This window comes from Acidovorax sp. YS12 (assembly GCA_021496925.1).
Lineage (GTDB): Bacteria > Pseudomonadota > Gammaproteobacteria > Burkholderiales > Burkholderiaceae_C > Paenacidovorax.
On sequence record CP053915.1, the window covers coordinates 865,840 to 887,169 of the forward strand.

Annotated in this window: 17 protein-coding genes and 1 pseudogene; 10 read left to right on the forward strand and 8 right to left on the reverse strand. The window is 69.7% G+C overall.

Going from position 1 to position 21,330, the window contains the following annotated elements:
- Nucleotides 1-10 precede the first annotated feature (10 nt).
- From YS110_04115 to YS110_04130, 4 genes are read left to right on the forward strand one after another with little or no spacing between them, the layout of a single operon-like run.
- On the forward strand, nucleotides 11-1,012 hold the full coding sequence (locus YS110_04115) for an FAD-dependent oxidoreductase (protein ID UJB67341.1): 1,002 nt from the start codon (nucleotides 11-13) through the stop codon (nucleotides 1,010-1,012).
- Nucleotides 1,009-1,980, forward strand: coding sequence for a tRNA glutamyl-Q(34) synthetase GluQRS (gene gluQRS / locus YS110_04120; GenBank protein UJB64009.1), 972 nt, complete (start codon nucleotides 1,009-1,011; stop codon nucleotides 1,978-1,980). The genes YS110_04115 and gluQRS overlap by 4 nt, the downstream gene beginning before the upstream one ends.
- Nucleotides 1,950-2,768 (forward strand): tRNA (guanosine(46)-N7)-methyltransferase TrmB, encoded by an 819-nt coding sequence (gene trmB / locus YS110_04125; protein ID UJB64010.1) that lies wholly within the window; start codon nucleotides 1,950-1,952, stop codon nucleotides 2,766-2,768. The genes gluQRS and trmB overlap by 31 nt, the downstream gene beginning before the upstream one ends.
- The gene (locus YS110_04130; protein UJB64011.1) at nucleotides 2,765-3,811 is read left to right on the forward strand and encodes a GGDEF domain-containing protein; all 1,047 of its coding nucleotides are present in this window, start codon (nucleotides 2,765-2,767) and stop codon (nucleotides 3,809-3,811) included. Before trmB ends, YS110_04130 begins: the two co-directional genes overlap by 4 nt.
- 118 nt (nucleotides 3,812-3,929) lie before the next feature.
- Here the strand turns inward: YS110_04130 and alaS are convergent, their stop codons facing one another.
- On the reverse strand, nucleotides 3,930-6,560 hold the full coding sequence (gene alaS / locus YS110_04135; GenBank protein ID UJB64012.1) for an alanine--tRNA ligase: 2,631 nt from the start codon (nucleotides 6,558-6,560) through the stop codon (nucleotides 3,930-3,932).
- Between the two features lie 64 nt (nucleotides 6,561-6,624).
- On the reverse strand, nucleotides 6,625-8,040 hold the full coding sequence (locus YS110_04140) for a PLP-dependent aminotransferase family protein (GenBank protein ID UJB64013.1): 1,416 nt from the start codon (nucleotides 8,038-8,040) through the stop codon (nucleotides 6,625-6,627).
- Nucleotides 8,041-8,216: 176 nt separating this feature from the next.
- Here YS110_04140 and gabT point away from each other — a divergent pair, with 176 nt between their 5' ends.
- From gabT to YS110_04170, 6 genes are all read left to right on the forward strand, one after another.
- The gene (gabT, locus tag YS110_04145; GenBank protein ID UJB64014.1) at nucleotides 8,217-9,509 is read left to right on the forward strand and encodes a 4-aminobutyrate--2-oxoglutarate transaminase; all 1,293 of its coding nucleotides are present in this window, start codon (nucleotides 8,217-8,219) and stop codon (nucleotides 9,507-9,509) included.
- Between the two features lie 17 nt (nucleotides 9,510-9,526).
- Nucleotides 9,527-10,618, forward strand: coding sequence for an ABC transporter ATP-binding protein (locus tag YS110_04150; GenBank protein UJB64015.1), 1,092 nt, complete (start codon nucleotides 9,527-9,529; stop codon nucleotides 10,616-10,618).
- 61 nt (nucleotides 10,619-10,679) lie between these two features.
- The gene (locus YS110_04155) at nucleotides 10,680-11,708 is read left to right on the forward strand and encodes an ABC transporter substrate-binding protein (GenBank protein UJB64016.1); all 1,029 of its coding nucleotides are present in this window, start codon (nucleotides 10,680-10,682) and stop codon (nucleotides 11,706-11,708) included.
- Nucleotides 11,709-11,832: 124 nt separating this feature from the next.
- Entirely contained in the window at nucleotides 11,833-13,062 is a 1,230-nt protein-coding gene (locus YS110_04160) for an ABC transporter permease (GenBank protein ID UJB64017.1), read from the forward strand.
- Between the two features lie 12 nt (nucleotides 13,063-13,074).
- Nucleotides 13,075-13,887, forward strand: coding sequence for an ABC transporter permease (locus YS110_04165; protein UJB64018.1), 813 nt, complete (start codon nucleotides 13,075-13,077; stop codon nucleotides 13,885-13,887).
- 86 nt (nucleotides 13,888-13,973) lie between these two features.
- Entirely contained in the window at nucleotides 13,974-15,464 is a 1,491-nt protein-coding gene (locus tag YS110_04170) for an NAD-dependent succinate-semialdehyde dehydrogenase (GenBank protein UJB64019.1), read from the forward strand.
- Nucleotides 15,465-15,517: 53 nt separating this feature from the next.
- Here the strand turns inward: YS110_04170 and YS110_04175 are convergent, their stop codons facing one another.
- The 6 genes and pseudogenes from YS110_04175 to YS110_04200 form a co-directional block, all read right to left on the reverse strand.
- Complete coding sequence (locus YS110_04175) at nucleotides 15,518-16,606, reverse strand: transporter (protein ID UJB67342.1); 1,089 nt, start codon at nucleotides 16,604-16,606, stop codon at nucleotides 15,518-15,520.
- Between the two features lie 190 nt (nucleotides 16,607-16,796).
- On the reverse strand, nucleotides 16,797-17,582 hold the full coding sequence (locus YS110_04180; protein ID UJB64020.1) for a fumarylacetoacetate hydrolase family protein: 786 nt from the start codon (nucleotides 17,580-17,582) through the stop codon (nucleotides 16,797-16,799).
- 65 nt (nucleotides 17,583-17,647) lie between these two features.
- Nucleotides 17,648-17,761, reverse strand: a pseudogene (locus tag YS110_04185) (FAD-dependent monooxygenase).
- A complete protein-coding gene (locus YS110_04190) occupies nucleotides 17,758-18,753 on the reverse strand; it encodes a VOC family protein (protein ID UJB64021.1) in 996 nt (331 codons plus the stop codon). Before YS110_04190 ends, YS110_04185 begins: the two are co-directional and overlap by 4 nt.
- Nucleotides 18,750-20,450: an FAD-dependent monooxygenase gene (locus tag YS110_04195; GenBank protein ID UJB64022.1), complete on the reverse strand. Its 1,701-nt coding sequence runs from the start codon at nucleotides 20,448-20,450 to the stop codon at nucleotides 18,750-18,752. The genes YS110_04190 and YS110_04195 overlap by 4 nt, the downstream gene beginning before the upstream one ends.
- Nucleotides 20,447-21,328, reverse strand: coding sequence for an alpha/beta fold hydrolase (locus YS110_04200; GenBank protein UJB64023.1), 882 nt, complete (start codon nucleotides 21,326-21,328; stop codon nucleotides 20,447-20,449). The genes YS110_04195 and YS110_04200 overlap by 4 nt, the downstream gene beginning before the upstream one ends.
- Nucleotides 21,329-21,330 lie beyond the last annotated feature (2 nt).

Here is a 21,330-nt window from a genome sequence, read left to right on the forward strand (position 1 = left end):
CGGTGCCGGCATGGCCGGCGTGGCCTGCGCGCGCACCCTCATGCAGGCGGGGCATGCCGTCAGCGTGTTCGAGCGCCAGGAGCACCCCGGCGGCCGCATGGCGACGCAGGAAACCCCTTTCGGCAGCTTCGACGCCGGTGCGCAGTACTTCACCGTGCGCGACGCCCGCTTCGAGCGCGCCCTGCAGACCGTGAACGGCCTGTGCCGCCCCTGGAGCGCCACCAGCCTGCGCGTGCTCGACGCCACGGGGCAGATGGTGGCCGCCGCCCCCGCGCCCGAGCCGCACTGGGTGGCGCAGCCGGGCATGCAGTCGCTGCTGGCGGCGTGGGCCGAGCCCATCGCCCAGGCCGGCAGCCTGCACACCGACACCCAGGCCGTGCGCCTGGAGCGCGACCGCCTGCGCCCGCAGGGCTGGCAACTGGCCTGCGAGGCCAGCGACGGCAGCGCCGCCGTGCACGCGGGCTTCGACGCCGTGCTGCTGGCCCTGCCCGCCCCCAAGGCCCACGCCCTGCTGCAGTCCAGCGGCGTGGACAGCACGCTGCAGGCGCCGCTGCACGGCGTGACCATCGCCCCGTGCTGGACCCTGATGCTGGCCTACCCCCAGGCCGTGCAGCCCGGCCTGACCACCCTGGGCCCGCAGTGGAACGCCGCGCGCAGCACGCACCACCGCATTGCCTGGCTGGCGCGCGAATCGAGCAAGCCCGGGCGCGGTCAGATCGAGCGCTGGACCGTGCAGGCCAGCCCCGAGTGGTCGCAGGAGCACTTCGACGACACGCCGCAGCGCGTGCAGGCCAAGCTGCAGCGGGCGTTTTCCGAGGTCACCGGCATCCATGCCGAGCCCGCGTGGAGCGACGTGCGCCGCTGGCGCCACGCCCGCACCCTCGCCCCGCTGGGCCGCAGCTACCTGTGGGACAGCGACACCGCCCTGGGCGCCTGCGGCGACTGGTGCCTGGGCCAGCGCGTCGAAGACGCCTTCATCTCAGGGCTGGAACTGGCCCTGGCCGTGGCTTGACGGCGCACGGCGGCTACACCGGCCGCTTCGCCCCCTCGCCCACCGGGCCGCTGCACGCGGGCTCCCTGGTGGCGGCGCTGGCCAGCTGGCTCGATGCGCGCACGCACGGCGGCCGCTGGCTGGTGCGCATCGAGGACGTGGACACGCCGCGCTGCGTGCCCGGCGCAGGCGAGCGCATCCTGGCGCAACTGGCCGCCTGCGGCCTGCACCCCGACGCGCCGCCGCTGTGGCAGTCGCAGCGCGGCGCGCACTACCAGGCGGCGCTGGCGCGGCTGCAGGCCGCAGGCTGGGCCTACCCCTGCGCCTGCACGCGCAAGGAGATCGAGACCGCCTGGGCCGCCCAGGGCCTGGCGCATGAACGCCACGTGGAGCGCCCCTACCCCGGCACCTGCCGCGCGGGGCTGCGCGGGCGCAGTGCGCGCGCCTGGCGCTTCCACACCGCTACTTATCAGAAAAAAGTGGCTCAAACCCTTACCCAGAAAGCGCAAGCAGCTCCCTTTTACATAGCAGATGACGACCTGCACTGGCACGACCGCCGGCTCGGCGCGCAGCGGCAGGACGTGGCGCGCAGCGTGGGCGACTTCGTGCTGCGCCGCGCCGACGGCCTCTGGGCCTACCAGCTGGCCGTGGTGGTGGACGATGCGCAGCAGGGCGTGACCCACGTCGTGCGCGGCGAAGACCTGGCGGACAACACCCCGCGCCAGATGCTGCTGCAGCACGCCCTGGGCGCGCCCGTGCCGCGCTACCTGCACACCCCGCTGGTGCGCACGGCCGATGGCGAAAAGCTCTCCAAGCAGCACGGCGCCCCGGCGCTGGCGCTGCACGCGCCGCAGGCACCGCTCACAGCCCTGGGCGCCGCCGCCCAGGCGCTGGGCCTGGCCCCGGCGCCGTCCGGCGCCGCGAACCTGAGCGATGCGCTCGCGCACTGGATTCGTGTGTGGGCAGATATTTACAATCGGGCCCCGTGACTCCATCGTTTGCTTCCCCGGCCGCCTGCGGCCCCACGCTCCCCCAGGACACAGCGCCTGCGGGCCAGGCCCCTGCGGGCATCCCCTACCCCAAGGCCATCAAGAGCTTCGTGCGCCGCGCCGGCCGCACCACCGCGGCGCAGGCCAAGGCCTTTGCCGACCAGGGGCCGCGCTTCCTGCTGCCCTACAGCGCCGCGCCGCTGGACGCCACGGCCGCGTTCGGGCGCCAAGCGCCGCTGGTCCTGGAGATCGGCTTCGGCATGGGCGAGGCCACGGCGCACATCGCGCGCGTGCGCCCCGGCGACAACTTCCTGTGCTGCGAAGTGCACGAGCCCGGCGTGGGCGCGCTGCTCAAGCGCATTGGCGAGCACGCCATCGGCAACATCCGCATCCTGCAGCACGACGCCGTGGAGGTGCTCGACCACATGCTGCCGCCCGGCAGCCTGGATGGCGTGCACATCTTCTTCCCCGACCCCTGGCACAAGAAGAAGCACAACAAGCGCCGCCTGATCCAGCCGCCGCTGGTGGCCAAGCTGGCGGCCCGGCTCAAGCCGGGCGGCTACCTGCACTGCGCCACCGACTGGCAGCCCTACGCCGAGCAGATGCTGGAAGTGCTCGGCGGCGAGCCCCTGCTGGCCAACACCGCCGATGGCTACGCCCCCCAGCCCGCCTACCGCCCCCTGACCAAGTTCGAGAACCGCGGCCTGCGGCTCGGCCATGGCGTATGGGATCTGGTCTTCATCCGCCGCGACATCGAAGACAGCATTCCGCCCCCCGGGCTGACATGAAAATGAGAAAACCCATTCTCCAGAACCTGGTGGAAATGACGGGCCTGCGCGACCACCTGCGGCTCGAATTGTCCGTGCTGTCCACGCTGCAGGCGCTGTCGGGCATCGTCGACATCCGGGCGCTGGAGCTGTTCACGCGCGAGGGCCAGACCTTCGTGCGGCCGCGCACCTGGCTGGAGCAGGGGCAGCTGCTGTCCAACGACGCGGAAGCGGCCCAGGATCCGCGCCGCGAGCCGCTGGAGCGCCACCCCGACCTGCAGGAGTGCATCGCCTCGCAAAGCGCCAGCGTGGTGCACGTGCCGCGGCGCGGGCGCTACGTGCTGTGGCTGCCGGTGTGGATGAACGACAAGGTCAGCACTTGCCTGGAGATCACCCAGTCGCGCGCCTTCTCGCAGCACCGCCTGGACGTGATCCTGGGCATTTTCCAGGTCTACAAGAACTACCAGAGCCTGCTGGACTACAGCGAGCGCGACGCGCTCACCGGCCTGTTCAACCGCAAGACCTTCGACGAGCAGTTCGCGCGCCACGCGGCCTCCGCCGCCCTGCTGCAGGGCGCGGAGCCCGGCGCCTCCTGCGCCGACGATGAGTACGGGCCACGCCAGCAGTGGCTGGCGGTCGTCGATATCGACCACTTCAAGCAGGTCAACGACCGCTTCGGCCACCTGTACGGCGACGAGGTGCTGATCCTCATGGCCAACCTGCTGCGCAGCTCGTTCCGCAGCCACGACCGCATCTTCCGCTTCGGCGGCGAGGAATTCGTGGTGCTGCTGCGCAACGCCACGCTGGAGACGGCGCGCAAGGCGTTCGAGCGCTTCCGTGAAACCGTGCAGGCCCACACCTTCCCGCAGGTCGGCCACGTGTCGGTGAGCATCGGCTTCGTCGGCACCTCCACGGGCTCGCCGGTGGAAATCCTCGGCCAGGCCGACCAGGCCCTGTACTTCGCCAAGGAGCATGGCCGCAACCAGGTGCATTACTACGACGACCTGGTGGCCGCCGGCCACCTGCAGGCCAAGATGGCCCACGACGACGTCGAGCTTTTCTAGCCCAATCGGCCTCCAGCCCTTATCCAGCAAGCGCTAGCAGCTCTCTTTTCAGGAGCGTCGATAGAAAAAAGCCCGCCCTGGCGAGGGGCGGGCTCGGTTGAGGGCGCAGCCGCGCGGCTTACAGGCGCTCGGCCACCCAGCCCTGCACCGCCGCCAGGGCCTGCGGCAGCGCTGCGGCATTGGTGCCGCCCGCCATGGCCATGTCGGGCTTGCCGCCGCCCTTGCCGCCAACCTGGCTGGCGACGAAGTTCACCAGCTCGCCGGCCTTGACCCGGCCCACGGCGTCGGACGTGACGCCCGCGGCCAGCTGCACCTTGTCGCCCTCGACGGCGGCCAGCACGATGGCGGCGCTCTTGAGCTTGTCCTTGAGCTTGTCCATGGTGTCGCGCAGCGTCCTGGCGTCGGCGCCTTCCAGGCGCGCGGCCAGCACCTTCAGGCCCTTGACCTCGACGGCCTGGCCTGCCAGCTCATCGCCCTGGCTGGAGGCCAGCTTGCCCTTGAGCGCGGCCAGCTCCTTTTCCAGCGCCTTGATCTGGTCCAGCGCGCCGCCGATGCGCGCCGTGAGTTCGGCCGTGGGGCTCTTGAGCGCGCCGGCGGCCTGGTTCACGGTGTCTTCGAGCTGCTGCAGGTAGGCCAGCGCGTTGGCGCCGGTCACGGCCTCGATGCGGCGCACGCCGGCGGCCACGCCGGATTCGCCCACGACCTTGAACAGGCCGATGTCGCCCGTGCGCTGCACGTGCGTGCCGCCGCACAGCTCGCGGCTGGTGCCGATGTCGAGTACGCGCACGGTCTCGCCGTACTTCTCGCCGAACAGCATCATGGCGCCGGTCTTCTGCGCCGATTCGATGTCCATCACGCGGGCATCAGTGGCCGTGTTGGCCAGGATCTCGGCGTTCACGCGGGCTTCGATGTCGCGGATCTGCGCGTCCGTCACCGGCGCGTTGTGCGCGAAGTCGAAGCGCGTGCGCTCGGCGTTCACCAGCGAGCCCTTTTGCTGCACGTGCGCGCCCAGCACCTCGCGCAGCGCCTTGTGCATGATGTGCGTGACCGAGTGGTTGCGCATGGTCGCGGCGCGCAGCGCGGTATCCACCTGCGCCTGCACCGCGTCGCCCACGTTGAGCGTGCCGCTGGCGAGCACGCCATGGTGGCCGAACACGTCGGCCTTGATCTTTTGCGTATCGGCCACGGCGAAGCGCGCCGAGCCCGCACCGATCTCGCCCTGGTCGCCCACCTGGCCGCCGCTTTCGGCGTAGAACGGCGTGCGGTCGAGCACCACCACGCCGCTCTGGCCTTCCTTCAGCGCGGCCACACTGGTGCCGTCGGCGTAGAGCGCGACGATCTTGGCAGCTTCGGCCAGGTGCTCGTAGCCGGTGAAGGCATTGGCCACGCCGGTGTATTCCAGCGCGCGGTCCATCTTGAACTTGCCGGCGGCGCGGGCCTTGTTCTTCTGCGCGTCCATGGCGGCGTTGAAACCGGCCTCATCGACGCCGACGCCGCGCTCGCGGCATACGTCGTTGGTCAGGTCGAGCGGGAAGCCATAGGTATCGTGCAGCTTGAAGGCCACGTCGCCGGGCAGCACCTTCTCGCCGGCACCGAGCGCCGCGTCCAGGATTTCCATGCCGTTGGCGAGCGTCTCGAAGAAGCGCTCTTCCTCGGCCTTGAGGATCTCGGTGATGCGCTGCTCCTGCACGCGCAGTTGGGGGTAGGCGTCGCCCATCTGCTGCACGAGATCCTTCACGAGCTTGTGGAAGAACGGCGTCTTTTGGCCCAGCTTGTAGCCATGGCGGATGGCGCGGCGCACGATGCGGCGCTGCACGTAGCCACGGCCCTCGTTGCTGGGGATCACGCCATCGCTCACGAGGAACGAGGTGGCGCGGATGTGGTCGGCGATGACCTTGAGCGAAGGGTTGGCGAGGTCGGTGGTGTGCGTCTCGCGCGCCGCGGCCTTGATGAGCGCATCGAACAGGTCGATCTCGTAGTTGCTGTGCACGTGCTGCAGGATGGCGGCCAGGCGCTCCAGGCCCATGCCGGTGTCCACGCAGGGCGCGGGCAGCGGCGTGACGGAACCGTCCTCCTTCATGTCGAACTGCATGAACACGTTGTTCCAGATCTCGATGAAGCGGTCGCCGTCCTCGTCGGGGCTGCCCGGGGGGCCGCCGGGGATCTCGGGACCGTGGTCGTAGAAGATCTCGGAGCACGGGCCGCAGGGGCCGGTGTCGGCCATCATCCAGAAGTTGTCGCTCTTGTAGCGCCCGCCCTTGTTGTCGCCGATGCGGATCACGCGCTCGGGCGGCAGGCCGATTTCCTTGGTCCAGATGTCGTAGGCCTCGTCGTCCTCTTCGTACACCGTGGCCAGCAGGCGCTCCTTGGGCAGCTTGTAGACCTCGGTCAGCAGCTCCCAGGCCCATTGGAGCGACTCGCGCTTGAAGTAGTCGCCGAACGACCAGTTGCCCAGCATCTCGAAGAAGGTGTGGTGGCGCGCGGTGTAGCCCACGTTCTCCAGGTCGTTGTGCTTGCCGCCCGCGCGCAGGCAGGCCTGCACCGAGGTGGCGCGGTTGTAGGGCCGCTTGTCGGTGCCCAGGAACACGTCCTTGAACTGCACCATGCCCGAGTTGGTGAACATCAGCGTCGGGTCGTTGCCCGGCACCAGCGAACTGGAGGGCACCACCGTGTGGCCCTTGGATGCGAAGAAGTCCAGGAAGGTCTTGCGGATGTCGGCAACGCTTGCCGGAGGGGTAGAGGTCGTCATGGGGGCTCTGAAGGCGTCAGGCGGAATAACCGGACATTCTATCCAGCGGCGCATGGCCGCAGGCTCACTGCGCGTCCTGGCCGCCGCGCTCGATGCAGCGGTCGAGAAAGCGCCACAGGCGCTCGTCCTGGCTGAACGCCACGTTGAAGCGCAGCCACCCCGTGGGGCGCGGCTCCACCAGGAAGAGCTGGCCCGGCCCCAGCATGATGCCCTCGCCCGTGGCCTGCTGCGAGAGCACGGCGCTGTCGGGCAGGTCCGGGTGGCGCGCCCACAGGTACATGCCGGCCTCGGGCTCGTGGAACAGCTCGAAGCCGCGGCTGTCCAGGCTGCGGCCCACCTGGCGGTGCGCCTCGGCCAGGCGCTCGCGCACCGACCGCAGGTGCTTGCGCCAGCGCCCGTCGGTCACCACGCCGAAAGTGATGCGCTCGGTGATCTCGGACGAAGTCAGGCCCGAGATCATCTTGAGCTGCGTCAACGCATCGAGCAGGTCGCGCCGCGCCAGCAGGAAGCCGGTGCGCAGGTTGGGCGAGATGGTCTTGGAGTAGCTGCCGATATAGACCACGCGCTCCAATTGGTCGAAGCTCGCCAGCGACGAGCGCTGGCTGCCGTCCATGTCGGCGTAGAGGTCGTTCTCCACGATGGTCAGGCCGTGCTGCGCCGCCAGTTGCAGCAGCCGGTGCAGGTGCGCGACCGAGGCCATGGAGCACGTGGGGCTCTGCAGGCGCGGCTGGGTGAAGAACACGCGCGGGCGGTGCCGCACGAGCAGCGCCTCCAACGCGGGCAGGTCGTAGCCCGTGGGCGTGCGCGGCACGCCCAGCAGGTGGGCGCCGGCGGCGCGCAGCACGAACAGCAGGTTGGGGTAGCCGGGGTCGTCCACCAGCACCACGTCGCCCGGCTTGACGAGGCAGCGCGCGGCCAGGTCCAGCGCCTGGCTGGAGCCCTGGGTGAGCAGCACCTGGTCGGCGTCCACGGCGAGCTGGTGCTCGGCCAGCGACTCGGCCACCACCATGCGCAGCGCCATGTGGCCCTGGGGCAGGCCGTAGCCGTCCAGCGCCGGGCCGTCGGTGGAGAGCTGGCGCAGGCTGCGGCGCACCGCATCGCCAAACAGCCAGTCGTGCGGCAGCCAGCCGCAGCCGGGCTTGAGCGGCAGGTTGCGGTTCTCGAAGATCTGCTTCAGGTACCAGGCCGCGTCGAAGCGCGGGCGCGGGCGCTGCGGCAGGGCGGCGCCGGGTGCCGCCGCGTCGTCGCGCCGCTTGACGAAGAAGCCCGCGTTGGCCCGCGAGACCAGCCAGCCCTGCGCGACCAGCCGGTCGTACGCCTCGACCACGGTGAACACGCTCACGCCGTGCGACGCGGCGAACGCGCGGATCGAAGGCAGCTTGGCCCCCGGCTTGAGCACCTGGCCAACGATCAGCCCGCGCAGCCCGTCCACGATCTGGCTCACCAGCGGGGTCTGGAGGTCGGGGCTGAGATGGAGCATGGGTGAGCGGAAAAGGGGCGCATTGTGCACCGTGTTGGCGCGCCCCCCATCAGGGATTGCCTGTACAGGGGCCGCGACCTGCACAGTACGCAAAAACGATGCCGTGCGTGTACATGGCCCGATGGCGGGAGCACTTCCAGAATCCGTTCCATTCCTTCACAGCCCGCACACACGCCATGCAGCAAGACCGCCACTTCACCAACGCCGCCCTCCTCGCCCGCCGCCACGCCGCCGTGGCGCGCGGCGTGGGACAGGCCCACGAAATCTTCGTCCAGCGCGCCCTCAACGCCGAGCTGTGGGACGTGGAGGGCCGCCGCTACATCGACTTCGCGGGCGGCATCGCCGTGCTCAACACCGGGCACCTGCACCCGCAGGTCATCGCCGCCGTGCAGCAGCAGCTGGAGCGCTACACGCACACCTGCTTCCAGGTCGTGGCCTACGAACCCTACGTGGAGGTGTGCGAGCGCCTGAACACGCTGGCGCCCGGCGCAACGCCCAAGAAAAGCCTGCTGCTGACCACCGGCGCCGAGGCGGTGGAGAACGCCGTCAAGATCGCCCGCGCCCACACCCGCCGCCCCGGCGTGATCGCCTTCACGGGCGGCTACCACGGCCGCACCAACCTGACGCTGGGCCTGACCGGCAAGGTGGCGCCGTACAAGACGGGCTTCGGCCCCTTCCCCGGCGAGGTCTACCACGCCCTCTTCCCCAACCCGCTGCACGGCGTGAGCGTGCGGGACGCGCTGCACACAGTGGAGCTGCTCTTCAAGAACGACGTGGAGCCCGAGCGCGTGGCGGCCTTCATCGTCGAGCCGGTGCAGGGCGAAGGCGGCTTCTACGTGGCGCCGCCGGAGTTCATCACCGGCCTGAAGGCGCTGGCCGAGCGCCACGGCATCCTGCTGATCGCCGACGAGGTGCAGACCGGCGCCGGCCGCACGGGCACCTGGTTCGCCTGCGAGCAGTGGCCGGTGGCGCCCGACCTCATCACCACGGCCAAGTCGCTGGCCGGGGGCTTTCCGCTCTCGGGCGTGGTGGGCCGCGCCGACGTGATGGACGCGCCCGCCCCCGGCGGCCTGGGCGGCACCTACGCCGGCAGCCCCGTGGCCTGCGCGGCGGCGCTGGCGGTGATCGACGCCTTCGCGCAGGAGCAACTGCTGGAGCGCAGCCGCGCCGTGGGCCAGCGCCTGGTGGCGGGCCTGCAGGCCCTGGCCGCGCAAGAGCCCGCCATCGGCGACGTGCGCGGCCTGGGGGCGATGGTGGCCATCGAGCTGTTCGAGGGCGGCGACCGCGCCCGGCCCGATGCGGCGCTCACGAAAAAGGTGGTGGCCGAGGCGCTGCGGCGCGGGCTCATCCTGCTGTCGTGCGGCACCTACGGCAACGTGATCCGCGTGCTGGTGCCGCTCACCGCCTCCGACGCGCTGCTGGACGAGGGCCTGGACGTGCTGGCCGCGAGCTTCGCCGCCGTGCGCTGATGCCGGGAGCAGAACCCATGGCCATGGACCCCCTGGTGCGCTTCAGCGGCGTGCAAAAGACCTACGACGGCGAGCAACTGGTGGTGCGCCAGCTCGACCTGGACATCCAGCGCGGCGAATTCCTGAGCCTGCTCGGCCCCTCGGGCTCGGGCAAGACCACCACGCTGATGATGCTGGCGGGGTTCGAATCGCCCACGGCGGGCGACATCCTGCTGGGCGGCCGCCAGATCACCGGCGTGCCGCCGCACCGGCGCAACTTCGGCATGGTGTTCCAGAACTACGCGCTGTTCCCCCACCTCACGGTGGCGCAGAACGTGGCCTACCCGCTCACCGTGCGCAAGGTGCCCAAGGACGAACAGGCCCGGCGCGTGCAGAAGGCGCTGGACATGGTGCGCCTGGCGGGCCTCGGCGAGCGCCTGCCCGCGCGCCTGTCGGGCGGGCAGCAGCAGCGCGTGGCGCTGGCGCGCGCGCTGGTGTTCGAGCCGCAGCTGGTGCTGATGGACGAGCCCCTGGGCGCGCTCGACAAGCAGCTGCGCGAACACATGCAGATTGAGCTGAAGGAGCTGCACCGCCAGCTCGGCGTGACCTTCGTCTACGTCACGCACGACCAGGGCGAGGCCCTGACCATGAGCGACCGCGTGGCCGTGTTCAACGAGGGCGTGATCCAGCAGCTCGACGGCGTGGAAGCGCTCTACGAGACGCCCGCCAACCGCTTCGTCGCGGGCTTCGTGGGCGACAGCACCGTGCTGCGCGGCACGCTGCAAGGCCAGGGCGACGGCGCCACGCTGGTGCTGGCCAACGGCCAGCGCCTGCAGGGCATCAACGTCAACGGCGCGGCGCCCGGCGCCGTGGTGGAGGCCTGCATCCGCCCCGAGCGCATCGCCCTGCACGAAGGCCCGGACGGCGCCCCCGGCGTGCTGGCCGCCACCGTCACCGGCTCCATCTACCACGGCGACCACCTGCGCCTGCTGTGCTACGTGGGCGCGAGCCAGTCCGAGGCCACCGTGAAGCTGCCGCTGGCGCGCCACGGCGGGCTGCCCCACCCGCAGCCGGGCGAGGCGGTGCGGCTCGAATTCCCGGCCGCCGCGCTGCGCCTGTACGCGGCGTAGCGCTCCCCCATTCCCCCCCGTCCCTCCGTCCCGCAACCTCCATACAGAAGGAAACCGCACCATGTCCCATCGCCTGATCGCCCTGGCCGCCGCCGCGTGCCTCGCCCTGCCTGCCCTGGCGCAGCAGCAGATCACCGTCGTCAACTTCGGCGGGGCCAACGCCAACGCGCAGAAGAAGGCCTACTACGAGCCCATCGAGAAGGCCGGCATCAAGGTCGTGCCGGTGGAATACAACGGCGAGCAGGCCAAGATCAAGGCCATGGTCGAGACCCGCAAGGTCACCTGGGACGTGGTCGAGGTCGAATCGCCCGACGCCGTGCGCGGCTGCGACGAGGGCCTGTTCGAGAAGCTGGACTACGCCAGGATCGCGCCCAAGGCCGACTTCCTGCCCGCCGCCGTCACCGAGTGCGCCGTGGGCGTGTTCGTCTGGTCCACCGTGATGGCCTACAACGGCGACAAGCTCAAGACCGCGCCCGCGAGCTGGGCCGACTTCTTCGACGTGGGCAAGATCCCCGGCAAGCGCGGCATGCGCAAGGGCGCGCGCTACAACCTGGAATTCGCCCTGCTGGCCGACGGCGTGGCCCCGGCCGATGTCTACAAGGTGCTGGCCACCAAGGCCGGCGCCGACCGCGCCTTCAAGAAGCTGACCGAACTCAAGCCCCATATCCAGTGGTGGGAAGCAGGCGCCCAGGCGCCGCAGTTCCTGGTGGCGGGCGACGTGGCGCTGACCACCGTGTTCAACGGCCGCATCGACGCCGCCAACCGCGAGGGCCGCAACCTCAAGATCTACTGGCCCGGCGGCATCTACGACCTGGACTACTGGGTCATCCCCAAGGGCGCGCCCAACAAGGACGCCGCCTACAAGTTCATCGCCTTCGCCTCGCAGCCGGAGAACCAGGCCGTCTATGCCCAGAACATCGCCTACGGCCCCAGCAACACCAAGGCCCTGGCCCGGCTCGACGCCAAGGTGCTGAACGACCTGCCCACCTCCCCGGCCAACGCCAAGGAAGCGCTGCAGTTCAGCGTGGGCTTCTGGGCCGACCAGGGCGAGGCGCTGGAAAAGCGCTTTGCCGCCTGGGCCACGCAGTAAGCCATACGTTCAAAAAAGATAGCTGCCAGCGCTTGATTGGCAAAGGTTTCAGATGGTTTTCCATCTGAAACCCAGAAGAAGAAAGCGCAAGCAGCTCATTTTTATATAGCAGGAGCCCCGCCCCATGCATGCCCTCCCCGCCCCCGGCGCGCTGCGCCAGGCCCTCTCGCGCGCCGAGGCGCGGCGCAAGTGGCGCGCCTTCGGCCTGACGCTGCCGCTGCTGGTCTTCCTGCTGCTCACGCTGCTGGTGCCCATCGTGGCGCTGCTACAGCGCGCGGTGGAAAACCCCGAGGTGGCGGGCGCCCTGCCCGCCACGGTGGAAGCGTTGGCCGCCTGGGACCGCCAGGGCCTGCCCAGCCCCGGCGCCTACGCGGCGCTGGCGCTGGACCTGACGCGCCTGCCCGACAGCGCCGACGCCGGCGCCGTGGCGCGGCGGCTGAACGCCGAGCTGCCCGGCGCGCGCTCGCTCATCATGGGCGCCTTCCGCGCGCGGCCCTACGAAGGCACGGCTGAGGCCATGCGCGCGCGGCTGCTGGAGGTGGATGCGCGCTGGGGCGAGGCCGCCATCTGGCAGGCCATTGCCAAGAACGGCACGCGCTGGACGCCGGACTACCTGCTCGCCTCCGTCGATCTGCACCGCGACGCCCACGGCCGCGTGGAACGCATGCCCGAGGAACAGCGCGCCTTCGGCGCCATCCTGGCGCGCACCTTCCACGTCAGCGCCGTGGTCACGCTGCTGTGCCTGCTGCTGGCCTACCCGCTCGCGTGGTGGCTGGCGCAGTTGCCCGCGCGCCAGGCGAACGTGCTGATGATCCTGGTGCTGGTGCCGTTCTGGACCTCCATCCTCGTGCGCGTGGCGGCGTGGATCGTGCTGCTGCAGTCCGAGGGGCTGGTGAACCGGGGGCTGATGGGCGCCGGACTCATCAGCGAGCCGCTGGCGCTGCTGTTCAACCGCACGGGCGTCATCATCGCCATGGTGCACATCCTGCTGCCGTTCATGATCCTGCCGCTGTACAGCGTGATGAAGAGCGTGCCGCCCACCTACGTGCGCGCCGCGGTGTCGCTGGGCAGCAGCCCGCTGGCAGCCTTCCTGCGCGTGTACGTGCCGCAGACCTACCCGGGCATCGGCGCAGGTGCGCTGCTGGTGTTCATCCTCTCCATCGGCTACTACGTCACGCCCGCGCTGCTGGGCGGCGCGGACGACCAGATGCTGAGCTACTACATCGCCCGCTACACCAACGTGGAAGTGAACTGGGGCATGGCCTGCGCCCTGGGCGCGCTGCTGCTGGCGGCCACCCTGGTGCTGTACGGCGTGTACCGCCGCATCGGCAAGGCCGACCTGGCCCTGGCCTGAAAGGAACGCCCCATGCTGCCCGAATTCCCCCGCTACGCCACCTTCGCCGACAAGCTCGGCTGGTGGCTGCTGCGCGCCGCCTGCGTGGGCGTGCTCGTCTTCCTGCTGGCGCCCATCCTGGCCATCGTGCCGCTGTCGTTCTCCGACAGCTCCTTCCTCGCCTACCCGGTGCCGGGCTGGTCGCTCAAGTGGTACCGCAACCTGTTCGAGTCGGCCGAGTGGACGCGCGCCACGCGCAACAGCTTCATCGTCGCGCCCGCCGCCACGCTCATCGCCACCGTGCTCGGCACGCTGGCCGCCGTGGGCCTGTCGCGCGGCGACTTTCCCGGCAAGGGGCTGCTGATGGCCGTGCTGATCGCGCCCATGGTGGTGCCCATCATCGTGGTGGGCGTGGCCACCTACCTGTACTTCGCCCCGCTGGGCCTGGCGGACACGTACTTCGGCCTGATCGTGGTGCACGCCGCGCTGGGCGCGCCCTTCGTGCTGACCACGGTGCTGGCGACGCTCGCCAACTTCAACCACAACCTGGTGCGCGCCTCGCTGAGCCTGGGCGAGACGCCGTTCAACACCTTCTTCCGCATCACGCTGCCGGTGATCGCGCCGGGTGTCATCAGCGGCGCGCTGTTCGCCTTCGCCACCTCGTTCGACGAGGTGGTGGTCACGCTCTTCCTGGCCGGTGCCGAACAGGCCACGCTGCCGCGCCAGATGTTCACCGGCATCCGCGAGAACATCTCGCCCACCATCGCCGCCGTAGCCACGCTGCTGATCCTGTTCACCACCGCGCTGCTGCTGGCGCTGGAATGGCTGCGCGGGCGCAAGGCATGAAGGCCTTGCGCGCCCGCATCCACCGCGCGGCAGACCAGGGTGATAGCCTGCTGCCGCCCAACCCTTCCTGACCGTAGACTCCCGCCATGACCACATCCGCCTCTCCCCTCGCCCTCCTGGCCGATCCCGGCCTGCTCAAGACCGACGCGCTCATCGACGGCCAATGGGTCGCCGGCACCAGCCGCTTCGACGTGCACGACCCCGCCACCGGCGCCAGGCTGGCCGACGTGGCCAACCTGGGCGCCCAGGATGCGAAGGCCGCCATCGCCGCCGCCAACGCCGCATGGCCGGCCTGGCGCGCCAAGACCGTCAAGGAGCGCAGCGCCATCCTGCGCAGGTGGTACGACCTGCTCATGGCGAACCAGGACGACCTGGGCCGCCTCATGACCGCCGAGCAGGGCAAGCCCCTGCCCGAAGCCAAGGGCGAGGTGGCCTACGGCGCCAGCTTCGTCGAATGGTTCGCCGAGCAGGCCAAGCGCATCGACGGGGAAACGCTGCCCAGCTTCGACAACAACAAGCGCCTGCTGGTACTGCAGCAGCCCATCGGCGTGTGCGCGGCCATCACGCCGTGGAACTTTCCCCTGGCCATGATCACCCGCAAGGTGGCGCCCGCGCTGGCGGCGGGCTGCCCGGTGGTCATCAAGCCCGCCGAGCTGACCCCGCTCACCGCCCTGGCCGCCGCCGAGCTGGCGCAGCGCGCCGGCATGCCGCCCGGGGTGCTCAACGTCGTCACGGCCGACAGCGCGCAGTCCGTGGCAGTCGGCAAGGAACTGTGCGCCAGCGACGTGGTGCGCCACCTGTCGTTCACCGGCTCCACCGAGGTCGGCCGCATCCTGATGGCGCAGTGTGCGCCGACGGTGAAGAAGCTCTCGCTGGAGCTGGGCGGCAATGCCCCGTTCATCGTGTTCGACGACGCCGACCTCGACAGCGCCGTGGAAGGCGCCTTCGCCAGCAAGTACCGCAACGCGGGCCAGACCTGCGTGTGCTCGAACCGCTTCTACGTGCAGGCGGGCGTGTACGAGGAATTCGTGGCCCGCTTCGCCGCCAAGGTGCGCACCGCCAAGGTGGGCAACGGCTTCGAGCCCGGCGTGAACCAGGGCCCGCTGATCGAGGAAGCGGCGCTGGACAAGGTGCAACGCCACCTCGACGACGCCCTGGCCAAGGGCGGCCGCGTGGTGGCGGGCGGCCAGCGCCTGCCCGGCCTGGGCAGCGGCCAGTTCTTCGAGCCCACCGTGGTGGCCGATGCCACGCCCGCCATGCTGTGCGCGCGCGAGGAAACCTTCGGCCCGTTCGCGCCCATCTTCCGCTTCGAGACCGAGCAGGAGGCGGTGGACGCGGCCAACGCCACCGAATTCGGCCTCGCCAGCTACTTCTACAGCCGCGACATCGGGCGCATCTTCCGCGTGGGCGAAGCGCTGGAATACGGCATGGTGGGCGTGAACACCGGCATCATTTCCACCGAACACGTGCCCTTCGGCGGCGTCAAGCAATCGGGCCTCGGGCGCGAGGGCTCGCGCCACGGCATCACGGAGTACCTGGAGACCAAGTACCTGTGCGTGGGCGACATCGAAAAATAACCCTGCACCGAGGAAAAACGCCACAGGCCAATGCTGGTGGCGTCAGGACGCGCTCAAAACACCTTGATCACCCGCAACTGGGTGAAGGTGCCCGACTTGGCGTTGCGCGAGTCGAAGGTTTTCATCACCTGGGCCGTGACGGCTGCGTCCAGCCCCGGGATCTTCGTCGTGAAGAAGACGCCGGCATTGGAACTGCGGAACCGGCTGGTGCCCCATGCGTTTCCGCTGTCGTCCTGGTACTGCTGCACCAGCACCGTGTGCACGCCAATGGCCCCCACAGGGGTCTTGTAGGCCAGCGCCCCTTCCAGACCGGCCCAGTTGCCGCTGCGCAGATCGTTGTCCTTGTTCCTCGTATTCCAGCCCAGCGTGATCTTGGCGGCACCGGCGAAATCTGGCGTAAAGAGATAGCCCACCTGCACTGCCGGGCGCAACGTATAGAAATTGCCGTAACCAATGTCCGGCCCGTCGCTGGCGCTGTACCGTCCGGTCGGAAGAACCAGCGAAACGCCGGCCAGTACCCGCAGCCTGTCATCGGTATATTGCCAGCCGCCCAGCAGTTCGATATCTCCGAGGCCGGACACTTCGCCGCTTTGGGCAGCCGCCTGCGCAGCAAGCCTTCCTTGGTAGGATGCGTTGAACTGGTTCTGCACCGCGGCCTGCGTCGACGCCGGGACGGCGGGGTTCCATTGGAGCGCGGGCGTCGCTGCGTTGGCCCCGAAGTTCTGCGTCTTCACGCCGTAGGGGACATTGATGCCCAGCGCGAGGCGCCCGCCGGCATAGCGGTCGGTGGTGACGTAGCCGATGGCCAGGTTGTAGACCTTGAACGTTCCATGAACGTCCACCTCGGCCGTGTTCGCCCCGTAGGTCGGATAGAGCGCGCTGGGGGCCGGGGCCGGCAAAGGCACCGTGCCGCCAGGCACCGGGCTCTTGAGCGTGTTGCCGTCGTTGCCCGTGATCTTGTTCACATTGATGTAAGTCATCGCGACGCCCATGGCCAGGCCAGACTGGTCTGGCGGGGCGAACACCTCGCCGCCCAGGCTGCCGGCAATGTTGTACCGGACCTGGAAATCTTCAGCCGCATGGGCAGTGCCGCCGAGCAGGCCCAGCAGGCCGAACGAGGCGATGGCGGAGGTTTTGGTGATGGGAAATGGCATGGTTGTCTCCTTTTTGGGGTTTGCCGATGGTTTCGCGTGAGAACTGTGCAGAGGCACCCCTCGGACCTGGCACGAGGCTCCGATGTCAAAGGGACGAGGGGGTAGCGCCTGCCGATTCAGTCGGGGGGGACTGGCAGGGGGTAATACGTCATGGAGAGCACGTGGCGATCGGAATCGCTCAGGCCATGCGGCAGGCCACCCGGCCCAGCGCCGCGATGCGCGCTTCGATCACATCGCCGGCCTGAACCGGCACCATCGGACCGAGTGCGCCGGAGAGAATCACCTCGCCGGCTTTCAGCCCCTGCCCCTGGGCCGCCATCGTGCGGGCCAGCCAATACGCGGCGCGCAGGGGATGACCGAGACAAGCGGCGCCGGTGCCCACGGATACCGGCTCGCCGCCACGCGCCATCGCCATGCCCAGGTCGCCCAAGGGCAGCGCGCCAATAGCCACCGGCTGATCGCCCAGGACGTACAGGCCCGACGAAGCGTTGTCGGCCACGGTGTCAAAGAGCGTGATCTTCCAGTCGGTGATCGCGCTGTCGACGATCTCCAGCGCGGGCAGTGCATAGGCCAAGCCATTGAGGAATTCCGCATAGGTCGGCGCCTCGCCATCGATGTCGCGCGCGACCACGAACGCCACCTCGGCCTCGATCTTCGGCTGGATCAGGCGTTCGCAGGGAATCTCGGCGCCATCGAGAAATTCCATGTCATCGAACAGCACGCCGAAGTCCGGCTGATCGACGCCGAGTTGCTGCTGCACAGCCTTGGCCGTGAGGCCGATCTTCTTCCCGACGATGCGGCGGCCTTCGGCCACCCGCGCGGCCGTGTTGAGTTCGGCGACCCGATAGGCATCGGCCAGGCTGGAAAGCCCGAAGGCGGCCGACACGGGCGGCACGGGGATTCGTTGCAGCCGTGCCTGGCGCAGGGCCGAGGCAGCGGCCGTGACGGCATCGGTTGGATTCATGCGGACTCCAGGGTTTGCAAAGGGGCGCCATGGCCGTGGCGCATGGGCTGTCCGGTTGTCGCAGGCTCGCGTTCCAACACCAGGACGTTCACGCCCTGCTGGCCCAGGGTATGCGCCAGCACGAGCCCCGTGGGGCCGAGCCCGGCGATGACGACGTCGTGCTCGATGGCGGCGGTCATGCCGCACCTCCCACCTGGTGCTCGCGCCGGGTCAGCGAGAGCAGGCCACGGCCGAACTGCCGGGCTTTCAGGCCCGCGGTCAGGTTTTCCGGGAAATGGCCCCACAGGCTGATGCCCTGGTAGGCCCCAGGCTGCCAGGCGGGCTCGTCTTCCTCGCTCACGGTGAGCGGATTCCAGCCCAGCTCGATCTCGAAATCCGACGGGGACTGCACGTAGAAGGACAGCTCCTTGTCGTTGGGATGCTGGCCGATGGCGCTGGCGATCGGATAGCCCAGCGCCCGGCACTGGCGGTAGCCCTGCACCACGTCGTCGAACGAGGCCGCCTGCAGGTTGAGATGGTGGATGCTCGTGCGCAGCGGATCAAGGCGCAGGCCGCGCGTCGAGGCGATCGCGATCGAATGGTGGCGCTCGTTGAGCCGCAGGAAGGCGAAGTCCATGGTCACGCCGTTCAGCCGGTCCTCGATGCGGTCGGAGAGGCGCGCATCGAAGGTTCTGGCCCAGAAGTGTTCCATCGCCTCGGGCTCGCGGCTGGTGATGGCCATGTGGCCGAGCCCGGACGCGCCCGTGACGAAACCGCTGGCGCGCATGCGCAAAGGCGCATCGGTCCGCTGGACGCAGGCCTCGGTGAACAGTTCGATGAACGTGCCCTTGGGCCCCTGGCAGCGCCAGCCCTCGTCGATTCCCCGCAGCGCGGCCTCGGGGCCGGACAGCCGAACGGGGGCCGGGCCCAGGGCGCGCAGGCGTGCCAGGGCCAGGCAGAGCGCATCGCAGTCGTCCATCTGCCAGCCCGTCGCCACCACGTCCTCGGCCGGGCCAGGGCGCACGACGATGCGGCGCTGGCGGTCGTCAACGCGCAGGGCCAAGGTGCCGTCGCTGGCGGCTTCCGCGTGAAGCCCCAGGCCTTGCGTGGCGAAGCGCTGCCATGCATCGAGCCGGCGCGACGCGATGAGCACGTAGCCAAGCCGCATGCGGCCGAAAAGGCTGCTGGTCATGCCGCGCTCTTCTCTTGGGGCTGCGGTTCGCGGGCGGTGGTGCCGGCGGCACGCCCGCAGAGCTTGGCGATCAGGTCCGAAGGCAAGGCCGGGATGGCGTTGCCGCGCCAGACGACGTGCTGGTCGCGCCGAACGATGAGCAGGGCGTGCTTGAAAGCCGGGTCGCCGCGGCGCGCCGGTACGTCCAGCAGCGCCAGCGGCATGCAGGCATTACGCGCCGCAGCCAGCAGGGGTTCGACCGCCACGGCCGGGTCGAAGCGCAGCAGCGTGTAGGCCGTCCCCAAGTGGTCGTACACCGAGTCGTCCGGTGCCAGCCAGAAATGCGGCATCCGGCAGCCGGGGACGGTCGAAGGCGTCATGCTGCCCATGGTGTACGGCGGTGCCTTCTCGCCGTCGTAGGCGATGACGGGGGAGCCTTCGTAGTAGTAGCCGAAGTTCAGCCCTTCGGGCGCGAACTGGGGCACGTTGAGCTTGTGCAGCTTGGCGCCGATCACCTTGCGCATTGCGATGCCCGCCGGATTGAAGCGCGATGCCAGGCTTGGCGGCACCGCGTTCTCCGCCATCACGTCCACCGTGTCCAGCATGCTTTGCATGGCCAGCCGCGAGACCTGCTCGGTGATGGGATGCCGCTCGGCCTCGTAGGCATCGAGCATGGCCGGGTCGGCCCAGCCTTCGAGCACGTTCGCCACCAGCCAGGCGATGTTCATGCCGTCCGCGATGCCTGCGTTCATGCCGTAGCCTGCAAAGGGCACCCACAGGTGCGCCGCATCGCCGGCCAGGAAGACGCGGCCATCCCGCAGGCGCGAGGCCACCATCCGGCGGCCGATCCAGTCCTCGTGGCTCAGGACTTCGTAGCGGAAATCCTCCGGCACGCCCAGCAGGTCGCGGATCGAGCCGTGCAGGTCCAGCGCGTCGAAGTCGCTCGCGCCCGAAGGCACCTGGCGGTGCAGCAGCCAGGTGTCGGCACCGTCGATGGCGACGGCGACGCCGCGCACCTTGTGGTTGGCGATCCAGGTCATCCAGGCCGGCCTGCGGCCATCGAACAAGGCCTTGAGGCCCGGGGCGCGCACGAGGGTCGAGCGCATGCGGGCCAGTTCCGCATCGCCCTGAAGCCGCACGCCCATCGCATGCCGGATCGCGCTGCGGCCGCCATCGGCGCCGATCAGATACTGGGCGGTCAGCGTCCGGGTTGCGCCTGTGCTGTCCTTCACCTGCACGCGGATCTGCCCGGCGTCCTGCTCGTAGCCCAGCACCTCGGTGTCATGCAGAACGGTGATGCCCGGCGTGGCATGCATGCGGCGGGCAAGGATCGGGTTGAGGTAGAGCTGGCTTACGCGCACGAAGGGCTCGGGGGTTCTCCAGCCCGTGTCGGGAAAGCCCTTCGGGAAGGGGTCGGGCCTGCGCTCGGCGCGTGACGGCAGGCCGATGCGCGTGAACTCCGGGCCGGCCACGCTGGAGGCGTAGACCACGTCGGTCGGAAAATCGTCAGGCAGTCCCGCACCCCGCACCTGCTGCGCGATGCCGAAGCCGCGCAGCGTTTCCATCGTGCGCGAGGCCACCGTGTTGCACTTGGCGTCGGCGGGCCGGTCGGCGGAACCCGCTTCCACGACCACGACGCCGATACCGCGGCTTGCCGCCGCGATGGCGGCACACATGCCGACCGGGCCGGCTCCGGCAATCAACAGGGGTGCGTTCATGCTTTTTCTCCTGCGTCGAGATGCTTGCGGGCGAAGGCGACGACAGCCGCATTGAATTCCGCGGACCGCTCCCACTGCACCCAGTGCCCGGTCCGGCTGAAGAGGTAGACGTCGCAATGGGGCATGCGGCGCTGCAGCGACTGCGCCCCGCTGGGCCGGTTGACCAGGTCCTCGGTGCCCCAGAGCACCAGGGTGGGCGTCTGCAGAGAGGACAGCCGGGGGTCGCGCGTGAAGTCGATCAGCTTGAACTTCGGCAGGCCCTTGGGCCGCACCAGTGGCGGCTTGGCCACGACGGCCGGGTCCATGCTGGCCTGGAAGCGGGCCTCGATGACGCTGTCGGGAATCCCGCTGCCGTCATGGACGAGGTAATTGCGGATGAAGACGCGCAGCTTCTCCTTGCTGGGACCTTCGCCCGCGTAGTAATCGAGCAGGAGCTTGAGCCCCTTGGTCGGCAGGCTGCGGGTGGTGTCCACGCCGCCGGGGCCCATCAGCACCAGTCCGGCGATCCGCTGCGGGTGATCGAGCGCCATGCGCAGCGCGCAGGCGCCGCCCAGGGAATTGCCCACCACGCAGGTGCGCCGGATCTTCAGATGGTCCAGCAAGGCCAGCATCGCCTTGGCGCAGTCGCCGAAAGGATCGGCACGGTCCAGCCCTTTCGTCGAGCCGCCGTAGCCCGGCATGTCCGGCACGATGACGCGGAAGTGGCGCGCCAGCTCGGCGATGTTGCGCTCGTAGTTGGGCACACCCGAGGCGCCCGGGCCGCCGCCGTGCAGCAGCACCAAGGGCTTGCCCGCGCCGGCTTCGGCGAAGTGGATGTCCTTGCCCGCGATGCGGACGGTCTGGGTCTTGAGGTCGGTCGAGGGAGGGCTGGCACTCATGG

Excerpts from the sequence above, each read along its gene's own strand:
- YS110_04155 (UJB64016.1), top strand. The coding sequence starts at position 10,680 with ATGTCCCATCGCCTGATCGCCCTGGCCGCCGCCGCGTGCCTCGCCCTG.
- YS110_04165 (UJB64018.1), top strand. The coding sequence starts at position 13,075 with ATGCTGCCCGAATTCCCCCGCTACGCCACCTTCGCCGACAAGCTCGGC.
- YS110_04150 (UJB64015.1), top strand. The coding sequence starts at position 9,527 with ATGGCCATGGACCCCCTGGTGCGCTTCAGCGGCGTGCAAAAGACCTAC.
- YS110_04160 (UJB64017.1), top strand. The coding sequence starts at position 11,833 with ATGCATGCCCTCCCCGCCCCCGGCGCGCTGCGCCAGGCCCTCTCGCGC.
- YS110_04200 (UJB64023.1), bottom strand. The coding sequence starts at position 21,328 with ATGAGTGCCAGCCCTCCCTCGACCGACCTCAAGACCCAGACCGTCCGC.
- YS110_04190 (UJB64021.1), bottom strand. The coding sequence starts at position 18,753 with ATGACCAGCAGCCTTTTCGGCCGCATGCGGCTTGGCTACGTGCTCATC.
- YS110_04180 (UJB64020.1), bottom strand. The coding sequence starts at position 17,582 with ATGAATCCAACCGATGCCGTCACGGCCGCTGCCTCGGCCCTGCGCCAG.
- YS110_04195 (UJB64022.1), bottom strand. The coding sequence starts at position 20,450 with ATGAACGCACCCCTGTTGATTGCCGGAGCCGGCCCGGTCGGCATGTGT.
- YS110_04170 (UJB64019.1), top strand. The coding sequence starts at position 13,974 with ATGACCACATCCGCCTCTCCCCTCGCCCTCCTGGCCGATCCCGGCCTG.
- YS110_04140 (UJB64013.1), bottom strand. The coding sequence starts at position 8,040 with ATGCTCCATCTCAGCCCCGACCTCCAGACCCCGCTGGTGAGCCAGATC.
- YS110_04130 (UJB64011.1), top strand. The coding sequence starts at position 2,765 with ATGAAAATGAGAAAACCCATTCTCCAGAACCTGGTGGAAATGACGGGC.
- gabT (UJB64014.1), top strand. The coding sequence starts at position 8,217 with ATGCAGCAAGACCGCCACTTCACCAACGCCGCCCTCCTCGCCCGCCGC.
- alaS (UJB64012.1), bottom strand. The coding sequence starts at position 6,560 with ATGACGACCTCTACCCCTCCGGCAAGCGTTGCCGACATCCGCAAGACC.
- YS110_04115 (UJB67341.1), top strand. The coding sequence starts at position 11 with ATGGCCGGCGTGGCCTGCGCGCGCACCCTCATGCAGGCGGGGCATGCC.